The sequence below is a fragment of the Streptomyces spinosus genome (assembly GCF_020400655.1).
GTDB classification, from domain to species: domain Bacteria; phylum Actinomycetota; class Actinomycetes; order Streptomycetales; family Streptomycetaceae; genus Streptomyces; species Streptomyces argyrophylli.
In genome coordinates, this window is the sequence record NZ_JAINRC010000006.1 from 180733 (window position 1) to 198803 (window position 18071).

An 18071-nucleotide genomic window follows, 5' to 3' on the forward strand; every position below is an offset into this window, starting at 1 on the left:
CGATGGACTCGAACGCAAGGACACGCCGGCATACGGTGCGTTCGCCCTTCGCGTCGACCGGCCTCACGTGCACACCGGCGGTGGCGGAGAGCGTACGGCGACTCGCGGCGCCCTATCTGACCGTCGAACCCGGCGCCCCGGCTCCGGGCACCTGGGAAGTGATCGCCGGGGCGACGCCGCCCGCGGGCTGCGTACCGGAGTCGGTCACGGCACAGGGTGAGTCGACCGTCGAGTACCTGGTCGCCCACCACGACAAGGCCCTTTTCCATGTCGCGCCGGAAGGCGACTCGTGGGTCACGCAGTCCCTCCTCCGCGCCACGCGCGCGATCCACCGCTCGGCCGCGAGCCGTCAGGGTGTTCTGTTCCTCCACGCGGGGCTGGTCGAGCTCAACGGCAGGGGGGTGGCCCTGCTCGGCGGCAGCCGGGCCGGCAAGACCTCCTTCGTCATGGCCAGCGTGCTGAACGGCTGCGGCACCATGGTGTGCAACGACGACGTCAGCCTGACGGCGGATTCCGACGGGGGCGGCGTCACCGGCACCGGATGGCCCCGGTCCATCTCGGTACGCCTGGACACCCTCGATCTGCTGTTCGGGCGGGGCCGTGCGGACACGATCCGCTCCTCGCTGACGCATCCGGCCAACCAGACGCTGCTGAGCCTGCGCGAATCGGGCGTCGAACCGCACGGCACGGCTCTGCTGTACCCCTGGGAGTACGCGGACCTCATGGACACACGGATCGGGTCGGCCACCAAGGTCGAGGCGATCGTGCACCTCAGTCTCGCCGACAGCCCCTCGGAGGCCGGCCTGGTGCCGGTGACGGCCTCACAGCGCGCGACCCTGCTGGAAGAACGCGTTCTCGGGCTTCCGAACAAGCACCTCAACATCTTCGGGCACGAACCCGACCCCGACCGCTCGCAGCGCACACGCGGCGCTCTGGAGAACCTGCCGACCTTCGCGTTCCGTTACGCGTTCCGTGACGTCCGGAAAGAAGTCGACAACCTCGTAGCCCATCTGGCCGGGCATTTCCCATCCGACTGACGTGAACGATTCCTCCCGACGGGACTCAGAAAAGGACGTGTGGAGACCGATGCAGCACCAGCGTCTGATCATCACAGGGGCGAGCGGTACCGGGACCACCACGCTGGGCCGCGCCCTGGCGTCCCTGATGGCCGTACCCCACGCGGACGTCGATGACTACCTGTGGCTGCCGACCTCTCCGCCGTACACGCACAAACGGTCGGTCGCCGAACGGATCAGGCTGATGGAAGCGCTGTTCGTACCGCGGGATTCCTGGGTCCTCTCGGGCTCTCTCAGGGGCTGGGGGGACGGCATCGCCGATCAGGCCGACGGGGTCGTCTTCCTCTCCCTCGACGCCGACGCCCGCATGGACCGGCTGAGGCGCCGCGAAATCGTCAGGTACGGCGACACGATCGCACCCGGCGGCGACAATGAGGCAGCCCACCAGGCATTTCTGCGCTGGGCCCAGCAGTACGACGACAGTGCGCTCGTGGATCGGCGCAGGGACAGGGACGAGAGGTGGCTCGCGGGGCTCTCGTGCCCGGTTCTCACCCTGCGGAGCTCGGAGCCGGTGACACGGCTGGTCGACAGGGTGACGGACTGGCTCGATGGCCCGGACGCCCCGAGGGGGCGACGCTCGTGACCGGCTCGCCGACGATCGACGTCTCGCGGGCCATGGGGGCCATCGAGGACGGGCTGGCGGAAAGACTGGACGGCAGAGGTGTCAATTCCTCCTACCGCGTCGGTCTCCACGGCCGGCTCTTCTCGGTGAAGGTGCACTGCGCGGACCGGTCGTCGGATCTGGAGCTCCAGCGCATCCTGCGTGTGGACGCGGCCCTGAGGGGAACCGCCTGGTATCCCCGGGTCATCGACATAGGGCTGCACACCGCCGCACACCCCAGGCTCGTGGTGATACGCCCGTTCGCGCCGGGAGCCCCGCCGACCGGTGCCAGCCGGCACATCGGCCCGTTGATGGACGTGCTGGCGGACTTGGCTCTTCGGGCGAAAGAGCTGACCGTCGTGGACGGGCTCACAGGGGACTACGCGTCGCCCTGGCTCGACGACCGGGAGAACGAACTGCGCGCGACGGCGGGGTTGGTGAAGGGCCGCCCGACCGCGCTCGCCCGCGCGGCCGAGCACCACCTCGCGGAACTGTGCGCCAGCGCCCGTCTGTTGACGCGTCCCGGCACCGCGTTCGTCTACCACGGTGATCTGCACGGACGGAACCTCGTTCTCGGCGGCTCACAGCGCCTGACCGTGATCGACTGGGACGAGGCGGGCTTCTCCTGGCGTCCGGCGGACGCCGCCAAGGCCCTGTGGCTCTCGTGCCGCCGCGGTCGCGGTGACTTCGTGCTGGATCCCGTGGCGGTCCGGTGCTTCCTGGAGCACCTCCACCGCCGGCTGCGGACGCCGTACACCGCGGCCGGCCACCTGGCGAGGCTCGGGGCACTCTGGTTCCTCCCCCGGCAGCACCACGTGGCACTGCTCGGCCGGCGCGACGCCCACCTCGTCCCCTGGTACCTGGACTGGGTGTCCCGGTTCTGGTCACGGTTCGAGCCGAACCTGACCCTGCTCACCGAGACGGCCGCGGCGCTGGCGGACGAAAGCGGCAGCCGTCCGGAAACCTCGTGGTCAACCCGGGATCACATGATTCGCGACACCTCAGTCACAACAATGTGACCACCATGGCAATTATCGTCACCGCGCGAAAGGTCGAGTACACAAGGGTGCTTCCCGCGGTTCTCTCATGAGCGACAATGTGCCCCAGGCACATCCGACAGAAGGAGGACCGCGTGTCGCAGCCCGAGTCGATGGGCTCCCGTATCCGCCGTCTCCGGCGCGCGGCGGGCTTGTCACAGGAAGCCCTCGCCCAGCCCATGCTGTCCACCAGCTACATCTCGCTGCTGGAAGCGGGCAAGCGCATCCCCTCCGACGAAGTGCTCCAGCAGATCGCCGAACGGCTCGGCTCCACGGTGGAATACCTCCGCGGAACCCCCGCCCTGCCCGACACGAGTCCCCTCGAAGTGGAACTCCACTACGCGGACCTCGCGTTGCGCAACGGCGACGCCGCTGAGGCCCTGAAGGCGTTCGAGCAACTGCGGCAGCGGCTCTCCCCCACCGACCGCTGGGTGCAGTGGTCCCAGGCGGCGCTGGGGGCCGCCCGGTGTCTGGAGCATCTCGGCCGGCTCGAGGAAGCCGTGACCCGCCTGGAGGAGCTGCGGACGCAGTCCGCCGGCCGGGAGCTCCTGCTCGACCAGCGGCTGACGCTGGTGATGTCGCTCTGCCGCTGCTACCGCGAACTCGGGGACCTCTCGCACGCCATCGAGACGGCCGAGAGCACCATTGCCGAGGTGGAGGCGCTCGGTCTGCCGCCCACGTCCGCCTTCATAGAGCTGCTCTCCACTCTGATCGGCGTCTACACCGAGCGGGGCGACCTGCACCGGGCCTCCTACCTCGCCTCCCGGGTGATCGACCAGGCCGAACTGATCAGCGACCGCAAGGCGCTGGGTGCCGCGTACTGGAACGCCAGTGTGGTGCTGCACCGGCAGGGGCGGTCCGCCGAAGCGCTCGCCCTGATCACCAAAGCGGTGGCGATCTACTCCGAGGGCGACGACGAGCGTGCGCTGGCCCGCATCCGCAACGCCTATGCCACGGTGCTCCTCCAGTCCGGTCCCGACGATCCCACGACGGAGACCGCCAAATCGCTGTTGGAGCAGAGCATCAGCGTGCTGACCTCGCTCGGGAGCAACATCGACATCGCCTACGCCGAGACCGCGCTGGCGCGGGCCGAGGTGATGCTGGACAACATCGACAGTGCCGTCTCCCACGCGACGCGCGCACTGGCGGTCCTCGGGCCCGAACACCGTCTGGAGAGCGCCCGCGTGCATCTGGTGCTGGGAGCGGCCCACCTGAGGCGAGGCGATCGCGAGGCGGCCCAGTCCGAGTGCGAGCGCGGCGCTCTCCTGCTGGAAGCCTCGGAGGCCGGCCGCCAGGCGGCGTTCGCCTGGTCGGAGCTGGCCGACATCCTGGAAGCCAGCGGGGAGAGCGAACGTGCGCTGTGGGCTTACCGCCAGAGCGTGCGCCTGCTGGGCTACCGCAGCCCGCTCGCACCGGTCCTGGAGCGTCCGGCCAAGAAGCCGTGACGCGGGGAGCGGGAGCCGTCCTCGACCGAAAGGCGCGGTTCCCGCCGCGGCATCGGCCATGGTTCAGCAGCACAGAGGCAGGTCGGGGCCGCTCGTGAGAGGCAGATCGGTGGACACCGATCTCTGTACGCCGTCCAGCAGAGCCGCGTCCAGCGTCGCCGACACCCCGGCCAGGGCCATCGTCGCGACCAGAAAAGCAGTCGTCACCATGCGAATCATGAGTCTCTCCTACGTGCTGGAAGATCGGTGAGCGCCTCGTCCGGGCCGGGATCCGCGACAGCGCGGCCTCGCGTACGGTGTGTCGGGTCGTGTCCGGTACCGGGTGCGCGCGTCGAGGCACTCGTCGCCCAGCCGGCGGGGGCGCCGCACCCGGTCGACGCCGCGGGAGGCACGTACGGATGACCGTCGTCGGCCGGGGCTCGACCACATCGACGGGCGGGGATCAGCCCCAGCCGATGGGGTCGTCCGTCCCGCCGGTGCCGGGACCGTCGGCCCGCACGGTGACGGTGTGCTGCGGAGCGGTGTGCTGCGGGTGGGCACCCCTCTCGGCGGCGGCCGCGCCGAAGACGGCGGTGAGCGCGAGGATACCGAGGGTGGCGGCCTTCAGAACCTTCTTGACGCCAAGCGCGACGACGCTGGTCATGACGGCTTCCCTTTCTCTTTCCTTTGTCCCTGCCGGGCTTCCTGGAAAGAAATTAGGAGTCGCTGTAATCACCCCCCTTTGACGCTGCTATCCCCGCTCGATAGCGGAGCGCGTGGCTCCTTGACGCCCGGGGATGCCGGCCGTGGAGCCGTCCCCTCAGTGACCTGCCACCGGTTCCATCCGAGCGCCGACGACCGTGCGCGCCAGCAGTCGCTCGGCCCGCTCGCTCTCCGCGGCCATACCGGCGGTGCGCAGCACGTCGACGGCATGTCCCAGCAGGACCTCCGCCTGCGCGGTCCGGCCGTCCCGCAGCAACAGGTCGGCCAGATCCACGCGCACCGAGGCCGCGCCGGGCTGGTCCAGTATGTGTTCCCGGACGGTGATGGCCCTCTCGAAGAACGACGACGCCTCCGCCGACTGGTCCATGCGCGCGTGGACCCGCCCGAGGTCGTGCAGGAGATGCCCCTCCCCGATCACGTCACCGTCGCCGGTGACGACGCGCAGGACGTCCTCGAAGACCCGCAGGGCGTCGGCGACCTTCCCGCGCCGCAGGTGCAGGTGTCCCATCTGCCACAGCGCGCGGGCACGACCGGTCTTGGACACGGTCTCGGTCCAGATCGCCAGCACTTCCCGCAGATCGGCCTCCGCCTGCTCCAGATCGTCCCGCTGGAGCAGGATGCCCGCTCTGAGCACGAGCACGGACGCGCGGCGCCACGCCTGCCCGGTCGCGTCGAAGTCCTGGCAGGCCTGGTCGAAGTACTTCATCGCCTCTTCGTCGCGGCCCACCAGCTTCTCGATCAGGCCGAGGTTCCGGCGGCACATACCTCTTCCCGTGCTGTCCGCCTGTGCCTCGAAGATCTCCAGGGCGGACGTCAACGACCTGCGGGCCTCGGGCAGTTGCCGACGATTGATGTGCAGGACCCCGAGCGAGAACAACAACGCGGCCTGGCCTCGGGCGTTGCCCGCCCGGCGGACCGCGGTCAGCGCCTTGCGGTGCGTCCGGGCCCAGTGGTCCAGGTAGCCCCGTGCCTCGTAGAACGGGGCGAGGTTGACGGCGATCTCCCACGCGTACTCGTCCTCGCCCTGCTGCGCCAGGTCTTCCACCACCAGGCTGAGGTTCTCCCGCTCGCTCTCGATCCAGTCCATCGGTTCGGCGAGGAGGGCCAGGGCGTGGCTCTCCGGCACGTTCCAGCGCGGCGCCGATCCGGTCAGGGCGTCATGCCCGAAGTGACCGCGATGGGCCCGCGTCACCAGGGAGAGCCAGGCACCGCCCATCCGACGGAGCGCGGACCGCCTTTCCGTCCCGTCCGACTCGGCGTCCAGCCGGTCCCGCGCGAACAGCCGGACGATGTCGTGGAAGCCGTAACGCAGCTCGCCGGCGGACTCGATCCCGGCCACGTCGAGCATCTGGACGTCGACCAGCTGCTCCATCAGGTCGGAGGGGAAAGGGTGGGGATCGTCCAGGAGCGCACCACCCATCCAACTCGGAAAAGTCGATCCCTTGGCCAGACTCAGCAGGCGCAGGAGTTTCCGGCCCTCTTGCGTGAGCCCGTCGTAGGTGAGGGAGAGGCTGGCCCGGACGGTCATCTCGCCGTGGGCGAGTTCGTCGAGCCGACGGCGCTCGTCCGCGAGGCGCTGCACCATCGACGCCAGCGTCCAGTGCGGCCGGGCCGCCAGGCGGGCCGCCACGATGCGCAGGGCGAGAGGGAGTCCGCCCACGGCGCGGACAAGTGCCTTGGCCGCCTCCAGTTCGCCCCGTACGCGTCCTTGGCCGATGACGTTCTCCAGGAGTTCCAGCGACTGCTGCTGCTCCAGGATGTCCAGCGGGACGCGGTGGGCGCCGGGCAGCGCGGTGAGCCGGGCCCTGCTGGTGACGAGCACACCGCAGGAACTGTTGCCCGGCAGCAGGGGCAGGATCTGCTCCTCGCTCGCGGCGTCGTCCAGGACCACGAGGATCCGTCTGGTCGCCAGCAGGGTGCGGTAGACCTCCGCCCGCTCCTCCAGGGATTCGGGAATCGCCGGTCCCGGCAGACCCAGCGCGCGCAGGAAACGGCCCAGAACCTCGCGGGAACTGACCGGATCGGCGCGTCCGCCGCGCAGCCGGCAGAACAACTGCCCGTCGGGGAAGTGGGTCTCGGACAGCCGGTGCGCGATCCTGTTGGCGAACGTGCTCTTTCCGACGCCGGGACGGCCCGACACCACGACGATGCCCAGGGCCCGGCGCCGTGACGCATCCGTCAGGACGCTCTCGGCGTCGGCGATCAGGCTGTCGTGGCCAACGAAGTCCGCCGTGTCGACCGGCAGTTGCCTCGGCGTCGCGCTGGTCGACGACGTTTCGGCGGGGTCGGCCGCATCGTCGGGCCGAGGGGGTGCGGGAGGTGCGGAGGCGGTCCCGGCGCTCGTCGGCAACCGCAGAGAGGGCTCGTCGGTGAGGATGGCCTGCTCCAGCCGGCGCAGGTCCTGGCCCGGTTCGAGACCGAGTTCCTCCTGGAGGAGAAGACGGCCGCGCCGGTACACCTCCAGTGCCTCCGCCTGACGTCCTGAGCGGTACAGCGCCAGCATCAACTGCCCGCGGAAGCGCTCCCGCAGGGGGTTGTCGTCCACCAGCCGCCCCACCTCGGCGGTGAGCTGGTGGTGACGGCCGAGGCCCAGTTCCAGGTCGATGAACGTCTCGGTGGCCGCGAGCCGCTCCTCGTCGATCCGCTGCGCGACCCGCATGAGGGCCTCGCTCGGGATGCCGTTCAGGCACGGGCCCTGCCACATGCCGACGGCCGCGCGCAGCCGGTCCGCCGCTTCGGCGGCTCTGCCCTCGCCGACCAGGGTCCGCGCCTCGGCCACCTCCTTCCTGAAGGTGTGCAGATCCAGCGCGGTGTCCCCGATCTGCAGCACGTAACCCGTCGGGCGGGTCACGATGGCGGCGTCGATGCCGGCCCCCGCGAGCGCCTTGCGCAGACGTGACACACATATCTGGATCTGCGTACGTGCCGTGTCGGGCGGCTCCTCCCCCCACAGGAGCCGGACGAGATGGTCACTGCTCAGCAGCCTGCCGCTCTCCAGCAGGAGCGCGGCGATGACGACTTCCTGACGACCCGCGGTGATCGGGACGGCAGCGCGGCCGTCGAACACCCTGAGCTCGCCCAGGACCCGGAATGTGAACCCCACAGCGGGTTCCCGTGTATCGAGATGTACTGTCGCCACGGCCCTCTCCGATCGATCCCCACCCATCACCGAGCCTCGGTCGGTGATGAGTGTAGGACCGGAAAATGTCGAGGGTCCGCCCTGAGCGCCATGTGAACACCTCGGCACACTCGGCTACCACCCGCGGCACACCCGGCTCGCCCGAATTCCGGCATTCTTTCCCGTGGGAGACCGGGGCCGCCGGCCCGCCGGACACCCGCAGGTGAGCAGGACCGGACCACAGGTTGACCAGCTGTCAGGGCACGTGGCGAGGCCGCGAGGGCCGCGGCCTGCCCCGGCTCGGCCGAGGGCCGCCCGGATCGCCTCGCCGGCCTGACGCGCGGTGACGGTGCCGCCCAGGCCGGGTGTGCACCTGCGGTGCGCCACCGAGGTGGCGACGGCGCCGCGTACCGCCGCACCCTCGCTGTGGTGGCCCGGATGGCCGGCCGTCAGCGCGGCGGACAGGGTCACCGCGGCCGGATCGTTCCCGCCGGTGCCCGCCTTGTCGGGCACGCTGCCGCGCACCGGCTCGTACAGCCCGAACACAGGCGCCGGGGAACGCCATGTCCTCGGCGCACAAGGTCGGGCGCGCCGGGGGACTGGGCACCCGCGGTATCCGGCAGCCTCAGTCCGCGGACTGGGAGGACGCGAGGTCGGGCCGTTCGGCGATGCGCGCCCTTCCGGACCGGCCGCGCCGCAGGACGTCGGTCAGGGCCCGGTACGCGGTGCGGCGTTCGGTCTCGTCGCCTGTGTGCAGCGAGCGCAGGGAACGGACCACCTGCTCCAGGTCGACGGCGAGTTCGTCGAGGACGTCCGCGACGTCCTTCGCGTTGGCGCTGAGAATGTCCGCCCACAGTGCCGGGTTCCCGGCAGCGATCCGGGTCAGGTCCCGCATCCCCTGGCCCGACAGCCGCAGCGTGCTCTCCCGGGCGGCTGTCAGCCGTGCCGCGAGCAACGAGGACAGGAGGTGAGGGGCGTGGGACACCAGGGCCATCGCCTGGTCGTGAGCGGTGGCGTCCATCACCACCGGCACCGCGCCGCACAGCGCGAGCAGCGCCAGTCCGGCGTTCAGTGTCTCGGTGCGGGTGTCCGCACACGGCGTGAGCACCCAGGGGCGCCCGTGGAAGAGGTCCGCCCGGGCTCCGAGCGGACCCGAGACCTCGCGGCCGGCCATCGGGTGGCTTCCGATGTAGCGGGTGGTGTCACAGCCGAGGGCCGAGACGTCGGCGCACGGCTGTGCCTTGACACTGGCCACGTCCAGGTAGTGGGCCGCGACACGGCGCCGCTGGGAGTCTTCCAGTACGGTGCCGACCACGGCCGGCGGGACCGCGATGATCGCGAGATCCACGGCGTCTTCGGGCGGATCCACCGTCCCGGCACCCAGTGACGCGGCGGTGCGGGCGGCGTCCGGGACGGCGTCGGCCAGGTGGACCCGCACTCCGCTGCGCACCAGTGCGAGCGCGACCGATGTGCCGATCAGTCCCGTTCCGACGACGAGGGCCGAGCGCAGCCCGAGTACCGTGTGCGGCCGTGGGTCCGCCACGCCGCGGTTCGCCGTGGGCGGTCCGGCGGACGTCCGGGCCGCAGCCTCGATCTGTGTGGCCGACACGTATGACTCCTAGGGAAACGTGGCAACGGGCGGGACCGGCGCGGGACACGGCACCCGGTCTTTCCGGAGGCGGGCGGGGGGACGGGCGGCGACGATCGCCCTCGGGTCCGTCGCGGGGCGCGGGAGGCCGGGGGCGGGCACACCGCTGGACGTGGTCCCGCCGCCGTCACAGCTGTGCGTACCGGACCGCATAGGTGTCGAAGAGCCTGGCGATGTCGTCGGCCACCGCGGCACTCGCCGGTCCGGTGAGGGTGAACTCACCCGCGGACTGGTACAGTTCGGGCGCCGCGGGCACGATGTCGCCCACCCGGGGGACGGTGTGCCTGACGACCGAGCCGGGCAGTTCCGCGACGCCGTCCAGCCGCACGACCTTCCGGGACCGCCCTGTGGCCGGGACCAGGACGTGCAGCCAGCCCGAGGCGCCGACACCGGACTCCAGGATCGTCCGTGGGCCGGTGTACCGGTGCCGCTCCCCCAGGCAGACCCGCAGCGCCTCCTCGGCCAGGTCGATCCCGTACACCTGCCGGATGTGCTCCCCGATGCCGGAGCCGCCGACACGGCCGGCCACTTCCAGGAAGGTCAGCTCTCCGCTGGGCGCGGCGAACACCTCCAGGTGGAAGACGCCGTCGTCCAGTCCCACCGCCCGCAGCACGGTGCGGGACATGTGTTCCGCCTCGGACAGCAGGTCCGGGTCGTCGACGGTGACCGAGCCCAGCGGCCGGCCTTCGCGGGTGACGACCTCGTACGGAGCGGCGAGGTAGGAGGCCATGCTCAGGAAGAGCAGTCGTCCCTCGCGGACCAGCCCGTCGACATGGCACAGCCGTCCCTCGACGAACTCCTCGACCTGGTGGCCGGGGCGCAGGCCGTGGGTCCGTACGTGGGCGACGAAGGCGGCCGGGTCCGGGAACACGTGCACCCCCATGGCAGCCGCCTGGGTGCGCGGTTTGAGGACGACCGCGCCCCGGAGCCGGCCGGCGATGCGCTCGACCTCGTCCATGCCGGTGTCCGGGCCGACCGGCCAGAAGCGGGGGGTGGTCACACCGGCTTCGCGAACCGCCTCCTTCATCCTCACCTTGTCGCGCAGCAGCCGCGCGGTGGTGGACCGCATTCCCGGCAGACCCAGGTGTTCCCGCAGTCTGGCCGCGGGCAGGACGGACTCCTCCGTCAGCCCCACCACGGCGGCGGGGGCGCCCAGCTCGCCGGAGAACTCATCGGTCATCTCGACCATCTGCCCGAAAGCGGAGTCATAGTTGTCCAGATCCGCTTCGCGCGGTACCCGCAGCGCACCGATCCGCGCGAACCGCTCGCGGACCCGGTCGGGCAGCGCGGCCGCGGCGTCCTCGTCCAGCAGCACCGACAACCGCTGACCGGCTCTGAGAAGCCGCTCGTGTTTCGCCTCGAAGCCGATGTGTATGACGTGCGGTGGCTGTGGGTTCATGCCACTTACTCCTCTGACCTGTGGTGCACGATCTGGCCGCCGGGAAGGGGCACACCGCACCGGGGGTGTGCCCGCCTGCCGGGGCGGCTTTCAGAAGCCGGGCCGGGGGTCGCCGGCCGGCGTGGTGAGCGGGTCCGGCAGACCTGGTGCGGTCACCGCGTCCGTCCGGGAGTGGGAGGTGAGGGACAGCGCCAGCAGAAGCAGATGCACACGGCTGCGCGCACCGGTCTTCGCGCGGATGCGCCGCAGATAGGTGTCGACGGTGTGCGGGCTGACGTTCATGCGGTGCGCGGTGGCCGTGTACGTGTCGCCGCGCGCGATGTGACTGAGCACTTCCCTCTCGCGGTGACTGAGGTTGTGCACGGCTTCCTGGAACTCCTGGATCACGGGGCCGCCCGTCCTTTCTGGTGGCACTTCCCGGCGGTGGTCTCGTCCGTCGGCCCCGGCCGGGGCCGGCCCCGGCGTCGCGCCGTCGTCAGCCGGCCCCACCTCGGTCATCACCACTCGGCGCGCGGGCGCGGTCCCTCTCACGTCCGCGGGCGCGGTCTCCCCGTGGTCCCGGTTCCGGCCGAGCTGCCCGGCGGTGGCCGTGGTCGGCTGTCCGGCGTCCGGCGCCGGCAGTGTTCCCGGCTGAGCGGCTGTGGCATGGCGGGGTTGTCGCATCTGGGTAACTCCTCGAGTCAGTCCCCGGTGAAGGTGGGGGCCTGGGCGGGACGTCCTGTTGCGCTGTCCGGCCATTCGAGGATCTCCGTCCGCCGGGCGGCCCCGCCAGCTCGGCCATGGCTCAGCAAGCTGCCCGGCACCAAGGTGAGCAGGGGACGAAACGGTGCGGAAGCCGCCGAGCGGCAGGCATGCTCCGTGACCGGCCGGCCGGGCGTTCACCGCGGCCCGGGCCGCAGCCAGACGGTCGTGTCCGGCGGCAGCAGGTGACCGGGCAGCGGTTCGCTGGACAGGAGCACCTCGTCCGCCGGGTCCAGCGGGAGTGCGGCCGGACCGAAGTTGACCAGACACCGCAGTCCCGGGCCCCGGTCGAAGCCCAGCCATTCGCCGGATTCGGGGCCCAGCAGACGGAGCCCGCCGGTCCGTCGCGGCGGATGCGCGCGCCGCAGCCGCAGTGCCGCCCGGTACAGGCTCAGCACGGAACCGGGGTCGCGGTGCTGGGCGTCGACCGTCAGCGGGGCCCAGTCGTCCGGCGGGGGGAACCAGCAGTCTTCGGGCGGGGCCTCGCTGAAGCCGTAGGGCGAGGTCCTCCCCTGCCAGGGAAGGGGGACCCGGCAGCCGTCACGGCCCTGGTCGGTGTGCCCGGACAGTTCCCACACGGGGTCGCGGCGCCGGTCCTCGGCAACGTGCGCCTGGGGCAGGCCGAGCTCCTCGCCCTGGTACACGTATGCCGCGCCGGGCAGGGCCAGGGTCAGCAGGGCAGCCGCCCTGGCCCTCCGCGCGCCCCTCTCGCCGCCGCCGAAGCGGGAGACGGGGCGCGGTGTGTCGTGGCTGGACAGGGTCCAGGTGGCCGGCGCGCCGACGGCGTCCGTGGCGGCAACCGTGTCTCCGATCACCGCGCGCAGGGCCCGCCCCTCCCAGGGGGCGTCGGTCCAGGCGAAGTTGAGGACGTGACCCATCTCCCCGGGCCGCACGTAGCGGGCCAGCCTGCGCTGGTCGAACAGGATGACCTCGCCGACGAGCAGCCGCTCGCCGACGGCCGCGGTGCCGTCCGCCCCCGGGTGGCTGTCCAGTACGGCCCGCCAGCGGCGGTACAGCGGGTGCAGTTCCTCCTGGTCGTGGTACGGCATGAGGTGGTTGCGGTGCGGCTCGGTGTGCTGGCCGTGGCCCGCGTCGGGCAGACCGTGTGCCTTGAAGAGGGTGTGCGCGACGTCCACCCGGAAACCGTCGGCGCCGTGGTCGAGCCAGAAACGGATGATCCGTTCGAACTCCGCGGCCACCGCGGGGTTGCGCCAGTTGAGGTCCGGCTGGTGCGGAGTGTGCAGGTGGAGGTACCACTGCGCGTCCCCGGTGCCCGGACCGTCACCGGGGACGCGGGTCCAGGCCGGCCCTCCGAAGGCGGACAGCCAGTCGTTGGGCGGTGTGAGGCCGCCCGGTCCCCGGCCGTCGCGGAACACGTAGCGGTCCCTGGCCTCGTCACCGGCCGGGGCGGCCAGGGCCTCGCGGAACCACGGGTGGGCCGCCGAGGTGTGGTTGGGGACCAGGTCGACCAGGACGCGCAGGCCCAGCGCGTGGGCACGCGCGGTCAGCGCGTCCCAGTCGTCCAGGGTGCCGAGTTCCGGCGCCACCGCCGTGTGGTCGCTGATGTCGTATCCGCCGTCGGCCAGCGGCGAGGGATAGAACGGGGTGATCCACACCGCGTCCACGCCGAGTGCGGCGAGGTGGTCAAGCCGGGCGGTGGCGCCGCGCAGGTCTCCCGTGCCGTCGCCGTCGCCGTCGGCGAAGGACCGGGGGTACAGCTCGTAACAGACCGCGTCGCGCCACCACGGGCCGCCGTCGGCCCCTGACCGGGGAGCAGTCCCCGCCGGGGCGGTCTCGGCCTCCGCGTCCCCGGCCGGGTGTCCTCCCGGTGCGGCGTACGCCCGGTCCCTGCTCTCGTCGCCCGGTCGCGTCGCCGGGTGTGCCGCCCTCATGCGTCCCGCAGCGGGACGGTGAGGCTGCCCTTGAGGTATCCGCACAGCAGGTCGGCGTCCCAGCCGCCCATCCAGAAGTCGACCGTCCAGGGCCGGGTGACGTCGGGCGTCAGGTCGCCGAGCGCCTCGCCGTCGGCCACGGCCTTGCCGGTGAGCGGGAAGTTGAACTCCTCCAGCGCCGTCAGATTGATGACGCGCTCGTCCTGCGGGTTCGCCACCGCGATGTCGAGTTCACGGATGCGCTTGCGCAGACCCGCAACGCGCACCGGGTCGGTCTCGCGGGCCAGGTCGGACACGAGCAGTTCGCGCCTCTTGATCCGGCTCTCGTAGGGGTCGCCGATGCCTGTCTCCGCGAGGACCATCTCGGGGTCGGTGCGGTAGATGCGACCGCCGAACTTCTCCAGTTCGTCCCGGGGGATGTGGTGCACGGGTGTGCCGGGGTGCCCGGACCACATGACCATCTCGCGTTCCAGGCGCAGCCCGGGACCGGTGATCTCCAGGTGGAAGGGGACGATGGGTTCGCGTCCGGCGAAGGTGAGGATGAAGTTCCGGTTCTCGAAGATCGGGTCGCCGAGCAGGTCCACGGCGGCGCCGTGCAGGGCGGGTATCTCCGCACCGGCGGCGGTGGCGCGGGTCACGGTCACACCGATCGGCGGCATGTGGCTGCGCAGGATGGCGGGCGACGGGTCCTTCAGGACGATGATCCGGTCCAGATCGGGTTCGCCGGCCAGGGCGAAGGTACTGCCGCTGACTCCGCGGGGCTCGTCCGTCGGATCGGGGTCGGTCGCCAGGCGGGCGATGAACCAGCCGGCGAACTCCAGCGTCAGCTCAGGCGTGGACACGGTCGGCTCCTTCGTCGGTCGGGGAAACGGCGGCGGAGACGGGCTCCGTGTGCGGGGCGGCGTCGGGGCGGATCTCCAGGGCGTACTGCGTCATCATTCGTTCCACGTTCTCGGCCAGGAAGCGGAGTCGTCTGGTGACCCGCGGGTCCGCGTCCCCTTCCAGGGCCTGGACGGCCACGGTCTGGCTGCGCCGGGTCAGGTCCCGCAGCCGCTCCAGGAAGACCCGTTCGGCTATCTCGCGCTCCGGGATGAGCTGGATGCCGCGGGCGAACTCGAACGGCGGACCCGCCGTCCTGGCGGCACCGTCCGCGGCGGGCAGCTCGCCCAGCAGCTCGCCCAGCGGGCGGACGAACATGGTCATCAACGGGAAGAAGACGAACTGCTGGAGCGTGCGCAGCTCATCGCGCGACTCGGCGGCACGGCCGTAGAAGCGGAGGAGCATCAGCACCATCAGGGCGTAACCCGCGTTGAACAGTTCGGCCACGCCCCGTGCCAGGGGCTCCGTGATCAGGCCCGTGCCGGTCGCGTCGGGTGCGTTCCTGACCGCGGGGTTCTCCAGCATCGGGCGGGCGGGCTCGAAGCCGCGGCCCGCCTGCGCCGCGGCGGCGACCTCCCGGTCGAGTTCGTCGCGTATCCGCAGCAGCCGGTCGTAGTGCGAGTCCCCGGTGTTCTCCGCGGACCCCTCTCCCTGTTCGATGATCAGGTCGATGGCGCGCATGGCCGACGCGCGGCCGGTGATCGGGAACGGCTCGACGCCGTAGCCCACGACGAGGACTTCCTCCTCGAAGACACTGTCCGGGTCGACGATCGAGGCGGTGTCGATCTGACGGCGCGGGGACCCGATGAACAACTCGTGCTCGGGAACGGCCAGGAACAGCTCCCGGATCCGCTCGTACAGCAGACCGACGGTCATGCGCTCCTCGCCGTCCTCGTCACGGCGACGGTCGCCGAGGATCCCGGACAGCAGCACCGTGGGCATCTCGTAGACCACGAAGCGGTCGATGGTCTCGCGGGAGAACGGCGTCAGGGCGGAGACGACCCCGAGTGGGTAGTACCGCTCGGGCTGCGGGAAGTTGGGGCGCTGGAGGTACGGCGCACCACCCACCGCAGCCAGCAGGTTCAGCACCAGGCCGAGGTGGAGCATCTCCTCCCGGCTCAGCTTCAGCAACTGGCCCTTCCACTCGCGGATGGTCTCGATCTGGGCCTCGTCGAGCCCGGCCTCCGACGGGTCGGTCTTCAGTGAGAACGCGGCGTAGAGGTACTGCAGACACAGCGAGTGCTCGATCTCCGCCGCCTCGCAGAGGTACTCCACCAGCCGGGCGCGGATCGCCGGTATGTCCGGCGACGCCTCCACGGGCCGGTCAGTGGTCGGGTCAGACATGGTCGTCCTCTCTGAAGAGCTCGTGCAGCAGTTCGTCGCTCAGCTCGAAGAGACCGGTGAGGACCGCGTCGGCGACGCCGTAGTCGAGCGAGCGTGTGTAGGAGGTCGGGACGGCCGCCACGCGCATGCCGGCGGCGCGGGCCGCGGTGACGCCGGTGAGCGAGTCCTCGACGGCCAGGCAGCGCGCGGCAGGGACACCCAGACGCCGGGCGGCCTCCGTGTACACGTCCGGCGCGGGTTTCCGGCGCGGGACGTCGTCGCCGCAGACGAGGGTGTCGAACAGCTCGGTCAGACCGTAGTGGCCGAGCCAGCGCAGGACCCAGCCGCGGTCGGCGGAGGAGGCCACGGCCAGCCGGACACCGCGGTCGGCGAGCCGCGTGAGCAGCTCGCGGACTCCCGGCATCAGCGGGACGTTCTCCGGGACCTGCAGCTCCTTCCAGAGCGCCTTCAGCCTGGTCCACAGGTACCTGTCCGGCACGCCTTCCGGCGGGCAGCCGTCCGGCCGCGCGCGACCGGCGCCGGCGACGCGCGCCGGGTTCGTGCCGGCGGCCGGCAGCAGGGCGAACAGCGCGTCGTACCCGTCGGTGTTGCCGCACACCTCCCGGGCCCACCGCTCCACCGGCAGCTCCACCCCGTGTTCGCCGAACAGCCGCCGGCAGGCCTCGAAGTCCGAGCCGATCGAGTCCACCAGAACCCCGTCGTGGTCGAACACGACGAGTGCGGGGAGGGCGCGCGCCCCTGACGGCCCGGCTGCCGCCCGGGGGCGTGTGCCGACAGTGCCTTCGCGGTCCTCACTCACGTCCGGCTCCTTACGGGTTGTCCGACTGCTTCCTGCCGCAGCCGATGCTCACGGAGCCGCCGTCGGCGCCACATCACCCGGCCGGGCAGGAGCTCGCCACGCCCCCGCGGGCCGCGGATCCGCCCCCGGGGGCCGCTACCCGGTCAGGTGATGTGCCGTCACACGGCTCCCGGCGAGGCTTCCGGATGCAGTGATCACATCCATGCGGAGCGACCGCCGGGTCGAGTGAGGTGAACGCACGATGTCCGACAGCACGGGAGACAGCCCCGGCAGTGCGGTGGGCGGCGCCGAGTGGGTGAGCGAGGTGTTGGCGCGGCACTGGGGCCCGGACCTGGGCACTACGACGCCGACGCCGCTGGGCGTGCGCGGCGGCGAGCGACCGCTGAGCCACACCGCCGGTCTGTGGGAGATCCGGCGCCACGGTACCCCGTACCTGTTCAAGGTGCAGCTCGACCGACAGGCCGCACGGGCCCCGCGGTTCTACCCGCTCAAGCAGCAGGTGCTCGACCACTGCGCCGGGTTCGGCGTTCCGGTCGCCTCGGCGGTTCCGGCTCTCGACGGCACGCCCGCGGTCTGGGCGGACGGGCACGTCTGCGAGGTCATCCCCCTCGTGGCGGGGGCCGCCGCGGTGGAGCCCACCTCCGCCCAGGCGGAGGCGGTCATCCGCGCCGGCCTCACGGTGCGCCACGCCCTGGACGCCGTACCCGGGGCGCTGACCGACGAACTGGCACCGGTGGCGCTGCCGGAACTCGTCGCCGAACCGCACTGGCGCCGCGCCCTGGCGGACGCGGAACAGCGCCTCCTGCCCCTCGCGCTGCGCCGCAGCGACCGCTGGGGCCGCGTGGCGGCCAACGCACTGGAGGCGCTGGTGACGGCGCGGCCGGTGCTGGAGGCGGCAGCGGACGAACCCACACCGCCCGCCCGGCGTGCGGTGGTCCACGGCGACCTGCACTATCACCACTTCCTGCTCGACGAACAGCGCCGGCCCGAGGTCGTCGCCGTCCTCGACTTCGACAACCTGCACGTCGGTGACCGGCTGCTCGACCTCGCCTGGGTGGCGGACACCGCCGGCCGGGTCGGTGGCGGCCGCGTGGCGGTGGAACGCACGCTCTACTCGTTCATCGCCCGGGCCGGTGCGTCCGGTCTCCTGACCCAGGCGGACACCCGGCTGCTGATGCCGCTCCTCATGCGGCAGGCCGTGCCGGTGATCGTGGACATCGCCAAGGACATCCTCGAGCGCGACATCCTCAGCCCGCACTGGCCCGCCTATTTCGCGCTGCTCGACCCCACCCGCCGCGTCCGGCTGCACCGCCTGCTGACCACGGCACCGGTCGACGTGCCGCCCCTGAACGACACCGTCCTGGCCGGCAACCGCTGACACCGGTCCACC

At 71.6% G+C, this 18071-nt stretch carries 15 protein-coding genes and 1 pseudogene; 5 read left to right on the top strand and 11 right to left on the bottom strand.

What is annotated here, in order from left to right; all coding sequences use genetic code 11:
- Nucleotides 1–35: 35 nt before the first annotated feature.
- From LG395_RS13830 to LG395_RS13845, 4 genes are all read left to right on the top strand, one after another.
- Nucleotides 36–1037: a hypothetical protein gene (locus tag LG395_RS13830; RefSeq protein WP_225809616.1), complete on the top strand. Its 1002-nt coding sequence runs from the start codon at nucleotides 36–38 to the stop codon at nucleotides 1035–1037.
- Nucleotides 1038–1086: 49 nt separating this feature from the next.
- Nucleotides 1087–1659, top strand: coding sequence for a P-loop NTPase family protein (locus LG395_RS13835; RefSeq protein WP_225809619.1), 573 nt, complete (start codon nucleotides 1087–1089; stop codon nucleotides 1657–1659).
- Nucleotides 1656–2696 (top strand): aminoglycoside phosphotransferase family protein, encoded by a 1041-nt coding sequence (locus tag LG395_RS13840; RefSeq protein WP_225809621.1) that lies wholly within the window; start codon nucleotides 1656–1658, stop codon nucleotides 2694–2696. Before LG395_RS13835 ends, LG395_RS13840 begins: the two co-directional genes overlap by 4 nt.
- A gap of 113 nt (nucleotides 2697–2809) precedes the next feature.
- Nucleotides 2810–4159, top strand: a complete 1350-nt coding sequence (locus LG395_RS13845; RefSeq protein ID WP_225809623.1) for a helix-turn-helix domain-containing protein — start codon at nucleotides 2810–2812, stop codon at nucleotides 4157–4159.
- Between the two features lie 63 nt (nucleotides 4160–4222).
- Here the strand turns inward: LG395_RS13845 and LG395_RS13850 are convergent, their stop codons facing one another.
- From LG395_RS13850 to LG395_RS13900, 11 genes and pseudogenes are all read right to left on the bottom strand, one after another.
- Entirely contained in the window at nucleotides 4223–4378 is a 156-nt protein-coding gene (locus tag LG395_RS13850) for a hypothetical protein (protein ID WP_225809625.1), read from the bottom strand.
- Nucleotides 4379–4601: 223 nt separating this feature from the next.
- Complete coding sequence (locus LG395_RS13855) at nucleotides 4602–4802, bottom strand: hypothetical protein (RefSeq protein WP_225809627.1); 201 nt, start codon at nucleotides 4800–4802, stop codon at nucleotides 4602–4604.
- A 156-nt stretch (nucleotides 4803–4958) separates the two neighbouring features.
- Nucleotides 4959–7964, bottom strand: coding sequence for an AfsR/SARP family transcriptional regulator (locus LG395_RS13860; RefSeq protein ID WP_225809629.1), 3006 nt, complete (start codon nucleotides 7962–7964; stop codon nucleotides 4959–4961).
- Between the two features lie 150 nt (nucleotides 7965–8114).
- Nucleotides 8115–8525, bottom strand: a complete 411-nt coding sequence (locus LG395_RS41655; protein WP_225809631.1) for an isocitrate/isopropylmalate family dehydrogenase — start codon at nucleotides 8523–8525, stop codon at nucleotides 8115–8117.
- A 121-nt stretch (nucleotides 8526–8646) separates the two neighbouring features.
- Nucleotides 8647–9489, bottom strand: a pseudogene (locus LG395_RS13870) (prephenate dehydrogenase); the annotation flags it as partial.
- Nucleotides 9490–9754: 265 nt separating this feature from the next.
- Nucleotides 9755–11026, bottom strand: a complete 1272-nt coding sequence (locus tag LG395_RS13875; RefSeq protein ID WP_225809632.1) for an ATP-grasp domain-containing protein — start codon at nucleotides 11024–11026, stop codon at nucleotides 9755–9757.
- A gap of 90 nt (nucleotides 11027–11116) precedes the next feature.
- Complete coding sequence (locus tag LG395_RS13880; RefSeq protein WP_225809633.1) at nucleotides 11117–11413, bottom strand: response regulator transcription factor; 297 nt, start codon at nucleotides 11411–11413, stop codon at nucleotides 11117–11119.
- Between the two features lie 491 nt (nucleotides 11414–11904).
- Nucleotides 11905–13659, bottom strand: a complete 1755-nt coding sequence (locus LG395_RS13885; RefSeq protein ID WP_225809635.1) for an alpha-amylase family glycosyl hydrolase — start codon at nucleotides 13657–13659, stop codon at nucleotides 11905–11907.
- Nucleotides 13656–14501, bottom strand: a complete 846-nt coding sequence (locus LG395_RS13890; RefSeq protein WP_225809636.1) for a hypothetical protein — start codon at nucleotides 14499–14501, stop codon at nucleotides 13656–13658. Before LG395_RS13890 ends, LG395_RS13885 begins: the two co-directional genes overlap by 4 nt.
- Complete coding sequence (locus tag LG395_RS13895; RefSeq protein WP_225809638.1) at nucleotides 14488–15882, bottom strand: ferritin-like domain-containing protein; 1395 nt, start codon at nucleotides 15880–15882, stop codon at nucleotides 14488–14490. Before LG395_RS13895 ends, LG395_RS13890 begins: the two co-directional genes overlap by 14 nt.
- Nucleotides 15875–16681 carry an HAD family hydrolase gene (locus LG395_RS13900; RefSeq protein WP_225809640.1) on the bottom strand — a complete coding sequence of 269 codons (807 nt, stop codon included), beginning with the start codon at nucleotides 16679–16681 and terminating at the stop codon, nucleotides 15875–15877. Before LG395_RS13900 ends, LG395_RS13895 begins: the two co-directional genes overlap by 8 nt.
- 241 nt (nucleotides 16682–16922) lie before the next feature.
- On the opposite strand from LG395_RS13900, the gene LG395_RS13905 reads away from it, so the two are divergent.
- The gene (locus tag LG395_RS13905) at nucleotides 16923–18059 is read left to right on the top strand and encodes a phosphotransferase enzyme family protein (RefSeq protein WP_225809642.1); all 1137 of its coding nucleotides are present in this window, start codon (nucleotides 16923–16925) and stop codon (nucleotides 18057–18059) included.
- Nucleotides 18060–18071: the final 12 nt, after the last annotated feature.